This is a genomic window from Microbacterium sp. CnD16-F (assembly GCF_024124465.1).
In the GTDB taxonomy this organism is placed as follows: domain Bacteria; phylum Actinomycetota; class Actinomycetes; order Actinomycetales; family Microbacteriaceae; genus Microbacterium; species Microbacterium gawkjiense.
This window is the reverse complement of record NZ_JAMXSA010000002.1, coordinates 69,481-84,275: the sequence shown is the minus strand read 5'-3', so window position 1 is coordinate 84,275 and position 14,795 is coordinate 69,481. Positions and strand designations below refer to the sequence as shown.

Genomic DNA, 14,795 nt, shown 5'->3' with positions numbered 1-14,795 from the left:
GGCGTCGGAGCGGCGCGACGCACCGTCAGGAGTGGCCGTCGGCGGTCGCGACCCGCGTCAGGCTCGACCGCGAGGCTCAGACCTGTTCCCGGCGCCGGGCGCTGCTCGTATCGAAGGGCGCGGACGGCCCGCGGAGTTGTTCAAGCGGGCGTAGCTCTAACGGCCGCCTTTCTCGTCGTCGTCGTTGTTGCGCTGGAGTCTGTTCGCCACCTTGTTGGCGAACCGTCCGGTGGACATCCGCGCGCTCTCCAGTGTGTCACCACCGAAGCGACCGACGGCATTCAATCCTTGCTTGCTTGCGCCGACCACGCCGTCACGCATCTCGGCAGCCGCTGCGGACCACCGACGTGCTTCGAGTGACTCGCGATCGTCTGCGAGCCCGAGAGTCAGATGGAGGTCTGCGACACCGGACGCGACGTCGTTGCTGGCCTTCACCACCACCCGCGCCGAGCCCGGGTTCAGGAGCACCTTGGCGTTCGCGCGGCCTGCGGCTGCGTCCATCCTCGCCACCAGCTGACTCGTCGAATTGGCGATTGCATTCAGGCGTCGTTGACGCGCGGTTTGCAACGCGAGCCGGTGACGGTCGATCTCATCCGGTGCGGACTCGAGGACGCGATCCAATTCCAGAACAGACATCGAATCCTGCAAGTGGAAGCAGCGGGCAAGCACGGCGAGCCAATCGACGACCGTCTCCTGCGCCTCCTTCGAGAGATCGACGAGTTCGCTCACTTTCGTCTCGCGTTCGAGCTTTTCCGCGAGCGTGTCGAGTTGGCGCAATGCGTATGCCTGGGTGCGCGCGATCGTGGCCGCCGACCCCTGCACTTTCGACCAGGTCACCTCTGAGACGTGACCCACCTCGGCGCGGATGACCATCGCCTCGTCGAGCATCAACTCCACCCCGATCATGTCGGCGAGCACGGCGTCCTTCTGCGCGCGCAGGATGTCGTCGACCTTCGCGTCGATCTTCGCGAGGTAGTCGGTGATCTCCTCCATCTGCTTCTGCATCGCGTACTGGGCCATGAGACCGCCGACGCCGGCGAGGATGGCCGGATTGGTGAGCATCGCTCCGGGCTTTGCGACGAACTGAAGGTTCTTCGCGAACCGGCCGTCGGCGCCACGGGTGGTCGCTTGGACGAACTTCCCGCCCGATCTCTGCACGAGGTTGGCGGTATGGGCCGCGCGGGCGGATTCCTCCGTCAGCTTCATCCAGCGGCCAGCGTTCGCAGACACTTCGGATGCCGCCTGCAGTGCCGAGCCACTCGTCGCGACCACGGAGTTGAGTCGCTGGAGGTCCAGTTCCCGCGAAGGCACGCCAGCCGAAGCGACGAAGAGCTCGACCGCCTTCGGATCGCCGATGACGGCGATCCCGTCACCATCGCTGATGAGCTCCAGATCTCCTGTCGGGGTGGGCGCAGGTGTCATCTGGTCGTCTCCTCTAGGCTGCGGGCAATGACTATTGGGTGAACTTGAATGTGATCTCAGCGTCGGGGTCGACGCTCTTGATGATCGTTCCGTAGAACACTTCGGACTGGTCCTTCAGCAGTTGAAGACTGCTCGCGACCCACTTGTCCTTGCGTTCGGTGCTGAGGATCTTGTTGACCATTCCCGTCTCGCTGATCTGCGGTGTCAACCAGCTCAACATTCCGTTCTCCTCGATCGGGTCTTCGAAATGCTCGTCGGAGTGACCGATGAAGATGAACGAGGGGATCGCGACGATGTAGGCGTTCTCACCGTCAGCGACGATCTCGACCTGGGAGCCGTCGACGCCGAGCTTGGCATTGAAGCCGTATTCGATGTACTTGGTACGGTCGCCTGCATCCACGGGAATGCCGAAGAGCTTTCCATCCGCGTTCGCCCGCTCGAGCCCTTCGATTCTCAGGCTCGTCAGCGCGACCTCCTGCTGCGGGAGCTGGTACTTGATGACCTCCGACGTGTTGGTACTCACTCCGCCAAAAGCGCCTGCGAACAACGACGGATTGACCACGCCGCTCATTACTGCGGCGGCGGCGCCGACGAGGACTCCGGGTACGACGATGAGCGGCCACAGGCGGACCTTGGCGCGGAAGAAGTTCATGATCTGCGGGACATCTGTTCTGTCAGGCGCCGAGGCGCACGCGAGGGGAGGTGACTGGTGCGGTCGTGGTCGTCACGTGTCTCCCGGATGGATGCGGCGGTGCATTCCTGGTTCGAACCTAAGGCCTCCCAGACGTTTCTCAAGCACTGGTACCTCAGGAGCCGCCCACGCCTGCACGCGTTGCGCCGACCATCCGACCCTCAGTCACATTTCTCGCATGTCGTCAAGGCAACGCGACAGCATCGCCCACGTGTGACACTCACCCCATGCGCACCATCGTCATCACCGGAGCCAGCGACGGGATCGGGGCCGCGGCATCCCGTCAGCTTGTCGCTCGGGGTCACCGTGTCGTCCTCGTCGGCCGTTCGCCGAAGAAGACGCGGGCCGTCGCGGCTGAGCTCGGCACGCCGTACCACCTCGCCGACTTCTCCGACCTGGCGCAGGTGCGCCGGCTGGCGGGGGAGCTGCTCGAGGCGTACTCGCGCATCGATGTGCTCGCGAACAACGCGGGTGGGGTCTTCGGCAAGCGGCAGCTGACCGGCGACGGGTTCGAGCAGACGTTCCAGGTGAATCACCTCGGGCCGTTCCTGCTGACGAACCTGCTGCGCGAGCGTCTGGTCGAGAGCGAGGCGTCCGTCATCCAGACCGCGAGCGCGGCGGCGCGACTGTTCTCGCGCTTCGACGTCACCGACCTCAACGCCGCGCGCCGCTACTCGGGGTGGCGGGCGTACGGCAACGCGAAGCTCGCGAACATCCTCTTCACCCGCGAGCTGCAGCGCCGGTGGGGGAGCGACGGCGTCTCGGCGGTCGCGTTCCACCCCGGCGTCGTGGCGACGAACTTCGCGGGCAACACGGGCGGTGCGCTGCGCTGGATGTACCACAGTCCCCTCGCACGCCGCGTGCTGACGACGACCGACGAGGGCGGCCAGCGCCTCGTGTTCCTCGCCGACGGCACCCCGCGCGAGGACTGGCTGCCCGGCGCCTACTACGAGAACGACCGCGTCACGAAGACGCACCGACTCGCGACCGACCCTGGCCTCGCACAGGAACTGTGGGAGCGCAGCGCCGAGATGGTGCAGCTTGGGTGAGGCCGCTAGCCTGAGGGCCACACGACGCGACGGGAGGCGAGCATGATCCACGACCTGCTGCGCGTCGTCCTCGAGGTCCTCGGGCTCGTCGTCGATCCGTCGATGAGCGGCGCTGCTCTCACCGTTGCGCTGCTCGCGCTCGCCGTCCTCACGCTCGCGCTCCTCGCGACCGCCGTGCACGCGAGCACGCGCGGAGCGGCGCCGCATCCGACCCGTCGCATCGAACTCACGGCACCGCTCGCGCAAAGCGACCCCGACGCGGCAGGACACGTCCGCCGTCGCGGGCCCGGTCAGGTGACTGCGGCCGCGTAGCGTCGAAGCGTCCGGGCACCTCGTGCCCCGGCATCCGTTCGCGGCCGATCAGCCGACCCTGATCGCTCCGACGAACGGAACCCCGTGGACATCACCACCCTGCCTGTCATCTCCATCCTGCTCGACCTCACCTCGCGCGGCCTGCTCGCCCTGACCTCGCTGCTCACCCCCTGGACGGGAGCGTTCGCCGGCGCGCTCGCCATCGTGCTCGTGACCCTCGTGGTGCGGGCAGCGCTCATCCCCGCCGGCATCGCCCAAGCCAAAGCCGACCAGGCACGGATGCGGCTCGCTCCACGGCTGCGCGAGATCCAGACCCGGTACCGCGGCAACCGGGAACGCGTGCAGCGCGAGACGATGGCGCTCTACCGCTCCGAGAACGTGTCGCCGTTCGCGAGCTGCCTGCCGATCCTCATCCAGGCGCCCATCGTCGGGCTACTGTACTCCGTGTTCATCCACACGAGCATCGCCGGGCACGCCAACGAGCTGCTGTCGCAGACGCTGCTCGGCGTTCCGCTCGGGACGAGTCTGCTGCACGCCGTCACGACCGGCACTGCGGACGTGGTGACCTGGCTGGTGATCGGATGCCTGGTGCTCGCGATCGCGGCGGTGGGGGAGATCACGCGGCGGGCGTTCCGGGTCGAGCCTGCGGAGGGGGTGCCGGTGGCGGCGCTGGGGGCGCTGCAGTTCGCGACCGCGGTCGTCGCGGTGTTCGTGCCGGTCGCGGCGGGGGTGTACCTGCTGACGACGGTGACGTGGACGCTGGGGCAGCGGGTGGTGCTGCGGCGGGTGTATGGGTGAAGCGCGCGGTCCGTCGCGCTCGCCGGCCTACTCGGACGACCAGCCCGCGACGATGCGCGTGCACTCCGCCCGCGCCTCGGCGAGGTCGACGAGGTCCCTTTCGACATCGGCGACCTGCGGGTCGAGGTCGTCGTCCGGTGCCCGATGCCGGGACAGGAGGTCGAGATCAGCTCGCGCTGTGTGATTCGTGCCCTCGAGCGCTGCGCGCAAAGCCTCCACCGCGACGCGGAGATCCGCCTCGACGTGCGGATTGCCGATGTCGGCCAGCAGTCGGACCTCCTCGAGAAGGGATGCCGCGATCCGGCCGACATCCAGGACAGACGAGAGGGCGTCGACCGTCGCCTCCCGGACCGCCCTTTCCCGGTCGGGGCCCTGCTCCATCGCGAGAGCCGCACCGAAAGCCGCGGACCGGACGCCGTCCTCCTCGGCGGCCCTCATCGCCAAGCGCCGCTTGTCGCTGAGTCGCTCCTCAGCCCGTCGAGCCTCGAGGTCGTCGGCGGTGTAGGCGGCCACCATCCCGAGCAGCCCCGCGGCGATGCCCGTCATCACGCCACAGGCGGCGCCTCCGCCCGGCGCGCCCTTCGCCTGGGCGAGACGGTCCACCCATTCGGCGAGCGGCGTCTCTGCAGGGTCGATGTCATCGCTGGCCATGCGACGACGCTACCCGCAGCGATTCGCGGTGATGAAGCGGGCGCGGATACGGCCGGCGAGGATACGGCCACGGTCGCCCGCTGCAACCCTTCGAGGCGAAAAGACACCGTGCTCTACCGTGACACCATGACCCGCCCCCTGCCCTTTGACGTCGCGCCGTGGAGCATCGGCCTCAGCGGCGTCGACGTCGACCGCCTGCCGCACCGCGAGTCCGTCTTCGCCCTCTCGAACGGGCACATCGGCTGGCGAGGGCTGCTCGACGAGGGGGAGCCCCACGGCGTTCCGGGCAGCTACCTCAACGGCGTCTTCGAGGAGCACCCGATGCCCTACGCCGAGGGCGGCTACGGCTACCCCGAGTCCGGGCAGAGCGTCATCAACGTGCCCAACGGCCAGGTCATCCGCCTCACCGTCGACGACGAACCCCTCGACATCCGCGAAGGCACCCTCCACGACCACGAGCAGCACCTCGACTTCCGAGCCGGCACCCTGGAACGCACACTCACCTGGACCTCGCCCGCCGGCGGCACCGTCCGCATCCGCTCGACCCGCCTCGTCTCGCTCGCCCACCGGTCCGTCGCGGCCGTCCGGTACGAGGTCGAAGCCGTCGACGACCCGGTCACGATCACCGTCCAGTCCGCGCTCGTCGCGAACGAACCCCTGCCCGAGCCGCACCCCGATCCGCGCGTGCAGGACATCCTCGAGACTCCGCTCCGCAGCGCGGGCAGCTTCGTCTTCGACAACGCTGCGACCCTCGTCCACGAGACCCGCAACAGCGGGATCGGCGTCGCCGTCAGCATGGACCACCTCGTGTCGGGGGCGACCGCCGAGGTCCGCACCGCGGCATCCGACGATCTCGCCCGCACCACCATCCGCGCACGCCTCGCCGCCGGCGAACGGCTCGAGGTCGTCAAGATCGTCGGGCACGCATGGGCGCCCGGACTGTCGGCGCCCGCACTGCGCGACCGCGCCGAAGCCGCCGTCGCCGACGCGATGCGCGACGGCTGGAGCGGCCTCGCCACCGCGCAGCGCGAAGGTCTCGACGACTTCTGGGCCTGCGCCGACGTCCGCGTCGACGGGCAGCCCCGACTGCAGCAGGCGGTGCGGTTCGCGCTGTTCTCGGTGTTCCAGGCGGCTGCGCGCGCCGAGCAGCGGTCGGTCCCCGGCAAGGGGCTGACGGGCGCCGGCTATGCGGGCCACACGTTCTGGGACGTCGAGGCCTACGTCCTGCCCGTCCTCACCGCGACAGCACCGGATGCCGCGAGGGAAGCGCTCCGCTGGCGCCACGCCACCCTTGACCACGCCCGCGACCGTGCGCGCCAGCTGCACCTGCAGGGCGCGGCGTTCGCGTGGCGCACCATCGACGGACGCGAGTCGTCGGGATACTGGCCCGCCAGCACCGCCGCCTTCCACATCAACGCCGACATCGCCGCCGCCGTCGTCCACTACGTCCGCGCGACCGGCGACGTCGACTTCGAACGCGACGCCGGGCTCGAGATCCTCATCGAGACCGCCCGGCTCTGGCAGTCCCTCGGCCGCACCGACGCCGACGGTCGCTTCCACATCGACGGCGTCACCGGCCCCGACGAGTACACCGCCCTCTACGACGACAACGTCTTCACCAACCTGATGGCCCGAGCGAACCTCGAAGCCGCAGCGGATGCCGCGCGTCGGCATCCGGATCTCGCCCGTGCTTTCGGGGTCGACGACGGCGAGATCGGCGAGTGGGTGCGCACCGCCGGCGCGATGCACGTGCCGTACGACGAGGAACGCGGCGTGCACCCGCAGGCGGCGCGGTTCACCGAGCTGGAGCGATGGAACTTCGAGACCGACACCCCCGGCGACGAGCTGCTGCAGGAGCGCTACCCGTACGTGCAGCTCTACCGCAAGCAGGTGCTCAAGCAGGCGGACCTCGTGCTCGCACTGTTCTTCTGCACCGACGCGTTCACGGCGGACGAGAAGGCGCGGGCATTCCGCTACTACGAGGCGCTGACCGTGCGCGACTCGTCGCTGTCGGCGGCGATCCAGGCGGTGGTGGCCGCCGAGGTCGGGCACCTCGGGCTCGCGGCCGACTACCTCGCCGAAGCCGCGACGATCGACCTCGACGACCTGCACGGCAACGCCGAGGACGGCCTGCACATCGCGTCGCTCGGCGGCATCTGGACGGCGCTCGTCGCCGGCTTCGGCGGCATGCGCGACACGGCCGACGGACTGCGGTTCGCGCCTCGGCTGCCGGAACAGCTGACGGGGCTCGCGTTCGGCATCCGGTGGCACGGCCGAACCCTGCACCTCGAGATCGCGCCGGATGCCACGACCTATCGCATCAGCGCCGGCGCGCCGCTGACGATCCGGCACTTCGGCGAGCCGGTGGAGCTGACGTCCGGCGCAGACGTGACGATGCCGACACCGCCGCTGCCGGATCCGGGGGAGCGCCCGACCCAGCCGAAGGGGTGCGCGCCGCGGCCGTTCGCGGAGGCGTTCGCGGAGTGACGGTGCGGGTCTCGCTGGCCCCCGGGCATCCCAAACCGATGTCGGAGGCCCTCACCACAATGGGAGTATGACCACCTGGCACGGCACGATCGGCACGCGGGAGCGCCTCGCGCCCCTCGCCGACATCGCGCACGAGGCGGTCATGGCCGAGAAGCTCCTCACCCAGGCGCAGATCGTGCAGCTGCAGGTGCTCGCCCGGGCGGGTCAGCTCGCCGAGCAGCAAGCCGCCGACTCGCCCGCCCGCGTGCAGGCGCACGACATGGCGCTGCGGGCGATCGCCGCCGAGCTCGGTGGGCTCATGCACCTCACCGACCGTGCCGTGCAGCGCCGCATCACCCGCGCCCGCACGATCGTCGAGGACTACGCCGCCTCGCTCGCGGCGTGGCGCGCCGGTTCCATCACCCGCGCGCACGTCGACATCATCGTCGACGCCGGCGCCGACCTGCCCGCCGACATCCGTCTGCCGTTCGAGGCCGTCGCGATCCAGCGCTGTCGGCGCGACACCCCCAACCGCGTGCGTGCCGAGATCGAGATGCTCGCCCTGCAGATGCACCCGCGCACCTTCACCGAACGCCATCAGGATGCCGCCGCCCACCGCGCCGTGCGCCTGATCCCCGGCCGCGACGGCATGAGCGACGTCGTCGCCACGGTGCCCACCGTGATCGCCGAAGGTATCCACGACCGGCTCACCCGCCAGGCGCGCGCCGTCATCGACACGCGCACCGAACGCTCCAGCGACGTCGTCGACACCGACGGCCGAACCATCGACCAGGTCCGAGCCGACGTCTTCGCCGACCTGCTCCTCGCCGGAACGCCGGCCCTCGACGACACGCGCGACACCACCGCCGGTCCGCTCGGCGCGATACGGGCGCACGTGCAGGTCGTCATCCCCGCGCTCGCACTGTCGGGCACCGAGGTGCCGTGCGACCTCGTCGGACGCACCCCCATCGACGCGGCCACAGCGCGGCGCCTCGCCGGCGACACTCCCTCGTGGGAGCGCCTCGTCACCGACCCCGTCACCCATACGGTGCTCGCCGTCGACACCTACCGGGTGCCCTCTCCGCTGCGCCGCCACTTGCGCGCCCGCGACCAACACTGCCGATTCCCCGGATGCCGCGTCCCCGCCATCCGCTCCGAGATCGACCACACGCACGACCATGCCCTCGGCGGCCGCACCGAACGGGCGAACCTCGCCCACCTGTGTCAGCGGCACCATTCGATGAAGCAGTTCACCGCCTGGAGAGTCCGACAACTCGGGGGTGGCGTCCTCGAATGGACCTCACCCCTCGGCAGGATCTACCGCGAAGACGCACCGACACCGGCCGTCGCGTTCACCCCTGCCACGCGGAAACCGCACAGTCACGATCCAGCACCGTTCTGATCAGGGCGCCCCGACCGCGCGCACGGAGCGCCGCGTCGAAGTCGCCCGACTCCGCACGGCGTGAATCGTCCCCACACGTTCACGCCGCGCGGCATCCGTCGATGTGTCGCGCGGGGCGATCCATCCCCCAGAAGTCGCGCCGCACGGCATCCATCGTCATTGTCGAGCGATGTCGGCGTAGGGACGCGCGTCAACCGCTCGCGATGGGGAGTCCTCCCCATTGTGCGGACGTGGTCGACCCGCCTCAGGGCAGGATGCTGTCCACGTACCCGCCGTCGACGCGCAGCGCGCCACCCGTGGTCGCCGACGCCAGCGGCGACGCGAGGTAAACGACCATGTTCGCGATCTCCTCGGGTTCGATCAGCCGTCCGATCAGCGACTGCGGACGCGCGGTGCGCATGAACTCGCGCTGCGCGGCCTCCCAGTCGAGCGACCGGTCGACCATCTCGTAGACGAAGCCCTCCACGCCCTCGGTGTGGGTCGGGCCCGCGATCACCGAGTTCACCGTCACGCCGGTTCCGGATGCCGCCTTCGCGAACCCCCGCGACACGGCGAGCAGCGCGCTCTTCGACGCGCCGTAGTGGATCATCTCCTCCGGGATGACGACCGCTGAGTCGCTCGCGATGTTCAGCACGCGACCCCAGCCGCGCTCCGTCATTCCGGGCAGCACCAGCCGCGTCAGCCGAGCCGCGCTCAGCACGTTCACCTCGAAGAACCGCCGCCACTCGTCATCGCTGATCTCGAGCGCCGGCGTCGAACCGAAGACACCGAGGTTGTTGACGAGGATGTCGACGGCACCCGCGGCATCCACCAGCGCCTGCGCACCCTCGGCAGTCGTCACGTCCGCGGCGACGCCCCGCACCGGAAGCCCGCTCAGCGACGCGACCGCCTGCGACACCCGCTCCTCGCTGCGCCCGTTGATCACGATGTCCGCGCCCGCCTCGGCGAGCCGCCGCGCGATCGCGAGCCCGATGCCCTGCGTCGAGCCGGTCACCACCGCGGTCTTGCCGCTCAGGTCCAGCATCAGTCCGTCAGTCATGCGTCGTCCTCTCTCGTCCGTCTTTCGATGCTCGCAGACCCACACGGCCCTGGCGCCGTCCGGCGATGGCACGCTGGAAGGGTGACGTCCGCACCGCCCTGCCTGACCCGGATCCGCGGACGCGTGCTCACCGCCCTCGCCGGCGACCCGACCGGAATGGCGCCCTACGTCCGCGCCCTGGCCGAGGGTGACGACGCCGGCTACTTCGCCGAGAACGGCCCCGCCTGGACGGTCCACGCCGGCATGGGAACCCTCGTCGCCGGCATCCGCGCCCTGCTCCTGCAGGCCCTGCACCCGGGGGCCCTCGCCGGTGTCCACGACTGGTCGCGCTACCGCGACGACCCGATCGGCCGTCTCACCGGCACCGTCCGCTGGGTCATCACGCTCACCTACGGCTCGACCGAACAAGCGGATGCCGAGACGGCCCGCGTCGGCAGATTCCACCGCCGCGTGCAGGGCGAGTACGTCGCCGGCGACGGCTCCGCCCGCACCTACACCGCCGAGCAGACCGACCTCGTGCGCTGGGTGCACCTCGCCTTCACCGACGCGTTCCTGCGCAGCCACCAGGCCTACGGCGGCGCCATCCCCGGTGGACCCGACGCCTACGTCGCTGACTGGGCGACCGCCGGCCGGCTCATGCGCGTCACCGACCCGCCGCTCACCGACGCCGCCCTCCGCGCCGAGATCGACGGTTACCTCGACCGCGGCGAACTGCGCCGCGACGACCGCGTCGACGACGTCGTCCGCTTCCTCAAGAAGCCGCCGTTCACCGGGATGATGGGCGTCGCCTACCGCGTCCTCTTCGCTGCGGCGGTCGCGACGTTCCCACCCCGCATCCGACGGATGCTGGGCCTCCGCCGCTCCTGGCTCCCGGTGAAGACCGCGACCCGCCTCATCCTCCGCGTCACCGAGCGCGCGCTCGGGTCGGGACCCCGCGCGCAGGACATGGCCCGCCTGCGCCTGCGCCGCCTGGGCCGGTAGCCGACCGGTCAGACCAGCTTCTCGAACACCATCGTCGCCTGGATGCGGTCACCGCCACCGAAGCCCGTGCTGCCGGACGACGCCGTCGTGATCGTGTGCAGGCGATACCCGAGGGCCGCCTGCCGGTTGATCGCCGCCTCGAGCTCGACGAGGTTGTTCGACCCCGCGCCCCACATCTTCTCCTTCAGCACCACCTGCAGCACGACGTAACTCATGCCGGCCGGCGCCTGCCGCGGCTGCGCACCGGCGACAGCGTCTGCCTGCGCCTGCGCGATGAAGCCGCCGAGACCACCCTGCGGGGGAGAGGCGGGCTGGGTCTGCTCGGTCCAGGCCGTGCCGTCCCACCACCGCATCGTGCCCGAACCGTCGTCGTACCACCCTGCTGCCGTGTCGCTCATGTCGTCACCGTACTGGCCCCGAGCGCCCGCGGTGAAGAGTCAGGCGCTGCCGGGCGCGCCGATCAGCCACGCCATCAGGGCGATCGTCGAGATCAGCCCCGTGATCGCCGCGACCGCGCCGAGCGACCCGCCCGTCAGCGCGAGCGGCTTCGACTGACCGCGTGTGAGCGCGAACACCCCCAGCGCGAATGCCGACAGGCCGAGCAGCAGCCCGACCCAGGGGACGAGCCCCGTGAGGAACGCGAAGATGCCGACGATCAGCGTCGTGATCGCCAGACCGTTCTTCGGCTTCGCCTGCGGCTGTGTCATCGTTCCCCGTTCCGTCGCGGCCCTCCCACGCTAACGCGAACCACACCCCACCGATGCCAGGATGGTCCGGTGGCCGAAGCCGTGAACGCGCGGCCCGCGGCATCCGCCGACTGGCCGACGAACGGAGGACACGCATGAAGGTCACGACCGAGCTCGCCGAGATCGACCTCGACGTCGTGCACCGCTGGCTGTCGGAGGGCGCGTACTGGGCTCTCGGCCGCAGCCGCGACGTCGTCGACCGCGCCGCGCAGAACTCGCTCAACTTCTGCGCCCTCGACGACGACGGCACGCCCCTCGGCTACGCCCGCGTCGTCACGGACTCGGCGACATTCGCGTGGCTCTGTGACGTCTACGTCGACCCCGCCGCCCGTGGCAGGGGAGTGGGCAAAGCCCTCGTCGGCTCCGTCGTGGCGACCCTCGAGCCACTCGGTCTGAAGCGCACGCTCCTCGCGACCGCGGACGCGCACGGGCTGTACGAGCAGTTCGGCTTCGAGCTGTACCCGACGCCCGAGCGCGTCATGCAGCGCGGCGGCTGACGCTCAGTCGTAGGCGACCGGCGTGTCGCGCGGGTACTCGCCGCCAGCGAGCTTCACGAGGTGCGCGTGCGCGTACTCGCACACCAGCGCGTGCCGGTAGACGATCTGCGGCACGTCGACGTTCGAGTCCATCCACAGGCTCAGCGCGCCGACCTTTCACGCGCGGAACGTGTCGTCGCCCGTGATCGTCGTCAGGATCTCCAGGAACGAGTCGTCGAACCTCATCGAGTGCACCGCCCGGCGGTACTCCTCGACCGTCGATGCCATGCGTCCGACCCTAGAGGGTCGGTGTGGACGGACCGGGGTGTTGTCCCCGGGTCACTTCTCGACCGGGCGCCCCTCCGCGATCCACGAGCCCGTGCCGCCCTCGACGTTCGTCGTCTCGAGCCCGTGGTGCTCGAGGAACGCCGCCGCGCGGGCACTGCGCCCACCGACCTGGCAGATGAGGTGCAGGTCGTCGAGCTCGCGCAGCTCGTCGACGTGATCGGGCACCGTCGCGAGCGGGATGTTGCGCGCGCCGGGCACGTGGCCGGCCGCGAACTCGTCGGGTTCGCGCACGTCGATGATGTTCGCGGGGGATGCCTCGGCCAGCTGCGCCGTCGTGATGGAGTGCATACCTCGATGCTCGCAGATCTCGCGGGCCGAGGCGCGGCGTCGGCGATCGTTACCCTCGGAGTATGCCGATCCGCTCCGCTCTTCGTGCCCTGAACGACTCGACCTCGATCACCCACGGCGTCGTGTCGTCGTGCGTCATCGGCGCCCTCACCCTCATCGACCCACGCCGTCTCACCGTCGGGCAGCGCCTCGTCTACCGCCTGGCGAACGCGGGGCTCGCCGCCTGGAGCGTCGGCGCGGGCTTCCGGAGCGCCGACCCGAGCGGTGCTGTGCCGCCGGCCGGGCGGGCGGCCCTCATCGCAGGCGCCGCCGGTGCGGCCCTGGGCTTCGCCGATGCGGGCGAAGCGGTGGACGCCCGCGTGCAGGACGCGGTCGCGCACGCCGGCGCCCGGCATCCGCGCCGTTGGCTGGCAGCCGGTGGGACCCTTCTCGCCTTCGGCTCGTGGTGGGCGAGTCGCACCCTCGACACCCCGGAGGACACTCCCGAGGCGCAGGAGATCGCCGTCGACCTGCCGGAGGACGTTCGGGCTCTCGCTGCGCACCTGCTCGCCGCCACCGACCTGTTCGGTGCGCCGGAGCTCCGCGCCCAGCTCGCGCATGCGGAGCGTCTCGTCTTCGACGACAGCGACGGCGGGTTCTGGCCGGAAGCGCAGCTCCTCGTCGCCGAGGACCTGCCGCGGGCCGTTCCGGCGCACGCGACGTTCCCGGTCGTCGGTCGGTTCCGCGCCCTCGGCGATGTCACCTTCGACGTGCGGCTCATGGTGACGGACGGTGCGCTCACGAGTGTCTTCGTCGACGAAGGCGCTGACTGGACGTCCGAGCAGCGCGACGCCTGGTACGAGTCCGGCGGTGACCTCGGAGAGCTCGGCGACTGGCCCGCGCTCGGCGACCTGGAGATGCTCATCGAATCGCCCGAGGGGCTTCGCCCGATCGGCGGATGAGGCGGCAGGGTCAAACGAGCGTCGACAGATGGTGTTCCAAGAGTCGTCGCGCGGATCCCTCGGCGTCGGTCGGCGCCGCCCACAGTAGGTGCAACGCGAACCCGTCGAGGAGTGCCTGCAGACGCAGCGTCTCGAACGCGGAGTCGACGTCCTCCCGCAGCGGGAGCTGACCCAGGGCGACACTGCAGATCGACGCGACGCCGTCGTGCAGATCGCGCACGCTGTCGGTGAGAGTCGCGTCGGTCAGTGCGAGGCTCCCCAACTGCAGCTGCGCGAGCAGCTCGTCGCGCCGGGTCGCATCGAGCGGCAGCAACTCCAACAGCAGGGCGATCGCCAGCGGCAACCCCTCGCCGGTCAGCGTCGTCACGCGCGCCGCGACGGCGTCGTGAATCCGGTCGACGCAGTAGCGACGGAGTGCGAGCTGTGTCGGGAACGCGCGCCGGAGGGACGCCGTCGCCAGGCCCGCCTCCTCGGCGACCTTGCGCACCGAGAGCGCGCCGAGTCCGTCGCGCGCGAGGACGCGCATCGCGGCATCCCCGATGACGCGGTCGCGCTCGTCGTGGTCGATCAGTCGCGGCATGCTCTCATCATGCCGCGACCGCCGGTGCCTTCTTCGGCCAGACGGTGTAGCTGAGCGCCCAGAGGACGTCGACCGGGACGATCACGCCGAGGATCGGGAAGAACCGCAGCAGCTCCGACGTGCGGTCGGGGGCGCCGACGAGGACGATCAACCCGCCCAGCACGGCCGCTGCGATGGCCACGGCGAACAGCGTGCGGGGGACGTCCTTCCAGCAGGTGCGCGCGTAGTCCCACCCGTAGCGCGAGAGGCGCGGCTCCGCGCCGCGGAACCACTCGGCGAACTTCGCGTCGGCCCACACGACCATCCGGTGTCCGTAGGCGACCGAGATGCCGATGTACAGCGCGGCCAAACCGTGGTGCCACGAGGCCGTGCCGCCGCCCAGCAGGTCGACACCGACGAGCACCAGCAGGATCAGATCGATGACGGGTGCCGCGAGCAGAAGCGCCGCTCCCAGGCGTGCTCGACGGAAGACGTACCGGGCGACGAGCCCCGCGATGATCGCGAGCCAGAAGCCGATTTCGCAGGCGATGATCGCCACCAGGATCACGGGGGTTCCTTCCGTCCGACCGAGTCGGATCATTTTAGCACGGGTGTACTAATACGGT

Annotated in this window: 18 protein-coding genes; 8 read left to right on the top strand and 10 right to left on the bottom strand. The window is 70.2% G+C overall.

The features are described 5' to 3' along the window. Window positions 1–156: 156 nt before the first annotated feature. Together NH287_RS01085 and NH287_RS01080 are read right to left on the bottom strand one after the other, a co-directional pair. Window positions 157–1,422, bottom strand: coding sequence for a hypothetical protein (locus NH287_RS01085; RefSeq protein ID WP_253034128.1), 1,266 nt, complete (start codon window positions 1,420–1,422; stop codon window positions 157–159). A gap of 31 nt (window positions 1,423–1,453) precedes the next feature. Further along, complete coding sequence (locus NH287_RS01080) at window positions 1,454–2,074, bottom strand: hypothetical protein (RefSeq protein WP_253034127.1); 621 nt, start codon at window positions 2,072–2,074, stop codon at window positions 1,454–1,456. Between the two features lie 266 nt (window positions 2,075–2,340). On the opposite strand from NH287_RS01080, the gene NH287_RS01075 reads away from it, so the two are divergent. From NH287_RS01075 to NH287_RS01065, 3 genes are all read left to right on the top strand, one after another. Beyond that, window positions 2,341–3,162 (top strand): SDR family NAD(P)-dependent oxidoreductase, encoded by an 822-nt coding sequence (locus tag NH287_RS01075; RefSeq protein WP_253034126.1) that lies wholly within the window; start codon window positions 2,341–2,343, stop codon window positions 3,160–3,162. Window positions 3,163–3,204: 42 nt separating this feature from the next. After that, a complete protein-coding gene (locus NH287_RS01070) occupies window positions 3,205–3,474 on the top strand; it encodes a DUF6412 domain-containing protein (RefSeq protein WP_253034125.1) in 270 nt (89 codons plus the stop codon). 84 nt (window positions 3,475–3,558) lie between these two features. Further along, window positions 3,559–4,272, top strand: a complete 714-nt coding sequence (locus NH287_RS01065) for a membrane protein insertase YidC (RefSeq protein WP_253034124.1) — start codon at window positions 3,559–3,561, stop codon at window positions 4,270–4,272. Window positions 4,273–4,299: 27 nt separating this feature from the next. Here the strand turns inward: NH287_RS01065 and NH287_RS01060 are convergent, their stop codons facing one another. Continuing rightward, the gene (locus NH287_RS01060; protein ID WP_253034123.1) at window positions 4,300–4,923 is read right to left on the bottom strand and encodes a cyclodeaminase/cyclohydrolase family protein; all 624 of its coding nucleotides are present in this window, start codon (window positions 4,921–4,923) and stop codon (window positions 4,300–4,302) included. 126 nt (window positions 4,924–5,049) lie between these two features. On the opposite strand from NH287_RS01060, the gene NH287_RS01055 reads away from it, so the two are divergent. Together NH287_RS01055 and NH287_RS01050 are read left to right on the top strand one after the other, a co-directional pair. Next, window positions 5,050–7,410 carry a glycoside hydrolase family 65 protein gene (locus tag NH287_RS01055; RefSeq protein WP_253034122.1) on the top strand — a complete coding sequence of 787 codons (2,361 nt, stop codon included), beginning with the start codon at window positions 5,050–5,052 and terminating at the stop codon, window positions 7,408–7,410. A gap of 67 nt (window positions 7,411–7,477) precedes the next feature. After that, a complete protein-coding gene (locus tag NH287_RS01050; RefSeq protein WP_253034121.1) occupies window positions 7,478–8,791 on the top strand; it encodes an HNH endonuclease signature motif containing protein in 1,314 nt (437 codons plus the stop codon). 244 nt (window positions 8,792–9,035) lie between these two features. Here NH287_RS01050 and NH287_RS01045 read toward each other — a convergent pair whose 3' ends face one another. Then, window positions 9,036–9,818, bottom strand: coding sequence for an SDR family NAD(P)-dependent oxidoreductase (locus NH287_RS01045; protein ID WP_374209351.1), 783 nt, complete (start codon window positions 9,816–9,818; stop codon window positions 9,036–9,038). A 39-nt stretch (window positions 9,819–9,857) separates the two neighbouring features. Here NH287_RS01045 and NH287_RS01040 point away from each other — a divergent pair, with 39 nt between their 5' ends. After that, entirely contained in the window at window positions 9,858–10,811 is a 954-nt protein-coding gene (locus NH287_RS01040) for an oxygenase MpaB family protein (protein ID WP_374209349.1), read from the top strand. A gap of 8 nt (window positions 10,812–10,819) precedes the next feature. Here NH287_RS01040 and NH287_RS01035 read toward each other — a convergent pair whose 3' ends face one another. Further along, window positions 10,820–11,209, bottom strand: a complete 390-nt coding sequence (locus tag NH287_RS01035; protein WP_253034118.1) for a DUF2510 domain-containing protein — start codon at window positions 11,207–11,209, stop codon at window positions 10,820–10,822. Between the two features lie 39 nt (window positions 11,210–11,248). Then, entirely contained in the window at window positions 11,249–11,518 is a 270-nt protein-coding gene (locus tag NH287_RS01030) for a hypothetical protein (RefSeq protein WP_253034117.1), read from the bottom strand. A 134-nt stretch (window positions 11,519–11,652) separates the two neighbouring features. On the opposite strand from NH287_RS01030, the gene NH287_RS01025 reads away from it, so the two are divergent. Then, window positions 11,653–12,054, top strand: a complete 402-nt coding sequence (locus tag NH287_RS01025) for a GNAT family N-acetyltransferase (RefSeq protein WP_253034116.1) — start codon at window positions 11,653–11,655, stop codon at window positions 12,052–12,054. Window positions 12,055–12,057: 3 nt separating this feature from the next. Here NH287_RS01025 and NH287_RS15145 read toward each other — a convergent pair whose 3' ends face one another. Further along, on the bottom strand, window positions 12,058–12,186 hold the full coding sequence (locus NH287_RS15145; protein ID WP_290440209.1) for a hypothetical protein: 129 nt from the start codon (window positions 12,184–12,186) through the stop codon (window positions 12,058–12,060). A 186-nt stretch (window positions 12,187–12,372) separates the two neighbouring features. Next, window positions 12,373–12,669, bottom strand: a complete 297-nt coding sequence (locus NH287_RS01020) for a rhodanese-like domain-containing protein (protein WP_253034115.1) — start codon at window positions 12,667–12,669, stop codon at window positions 12,373–12,375. Window positions 12,670–12,731: 62 nt separating this feature from the next. Between NH287_RS01020 and NH287_RS01015 the strand changes: the two genes are divergently transcribed. Continuing rightward, window positions 12,732–13,610 carry a hypothetical protein gene (locus tag NH287_RS01015; RefSeq protein ID WP_253034114.1) on the top strand — a complete coding sequence of 293 codons (879 nt, stop codon included), beginning with the start codon at window positions 12,732–12,734 and terminating at the stop codon, window positions 13,608–13,610. A gap of 10 nt (window positions 13,611–13,620) precedes the next feature. On the opposite strand, the gene NH287_RS01010 is transcribed toward NH287_RS01015, so the two are convergent. Further along, entirely contained in the window at window positions 13,621–14,190 is a 570-nt protein-coding gene (locus tag NH287_RS01010) for a TetR/AcrR family transcriptional regulator (RefSeq protein ID WP_253034113.1), read from the bottom strand. A gap of 7 nt (window positions 14,191–14,197) precedes the next feature. After that, a complete protein-coding gene (locus NH287_RS01005; protein ID WP_253034112.1) occupies window positions 14,198–14,737 on the bottom strand; it encodes a hypothetical protein in 540 nt (179 codons plus the stop codon). Window positions 14,738–14,795 lie beyond the last annotated feature (58 nt).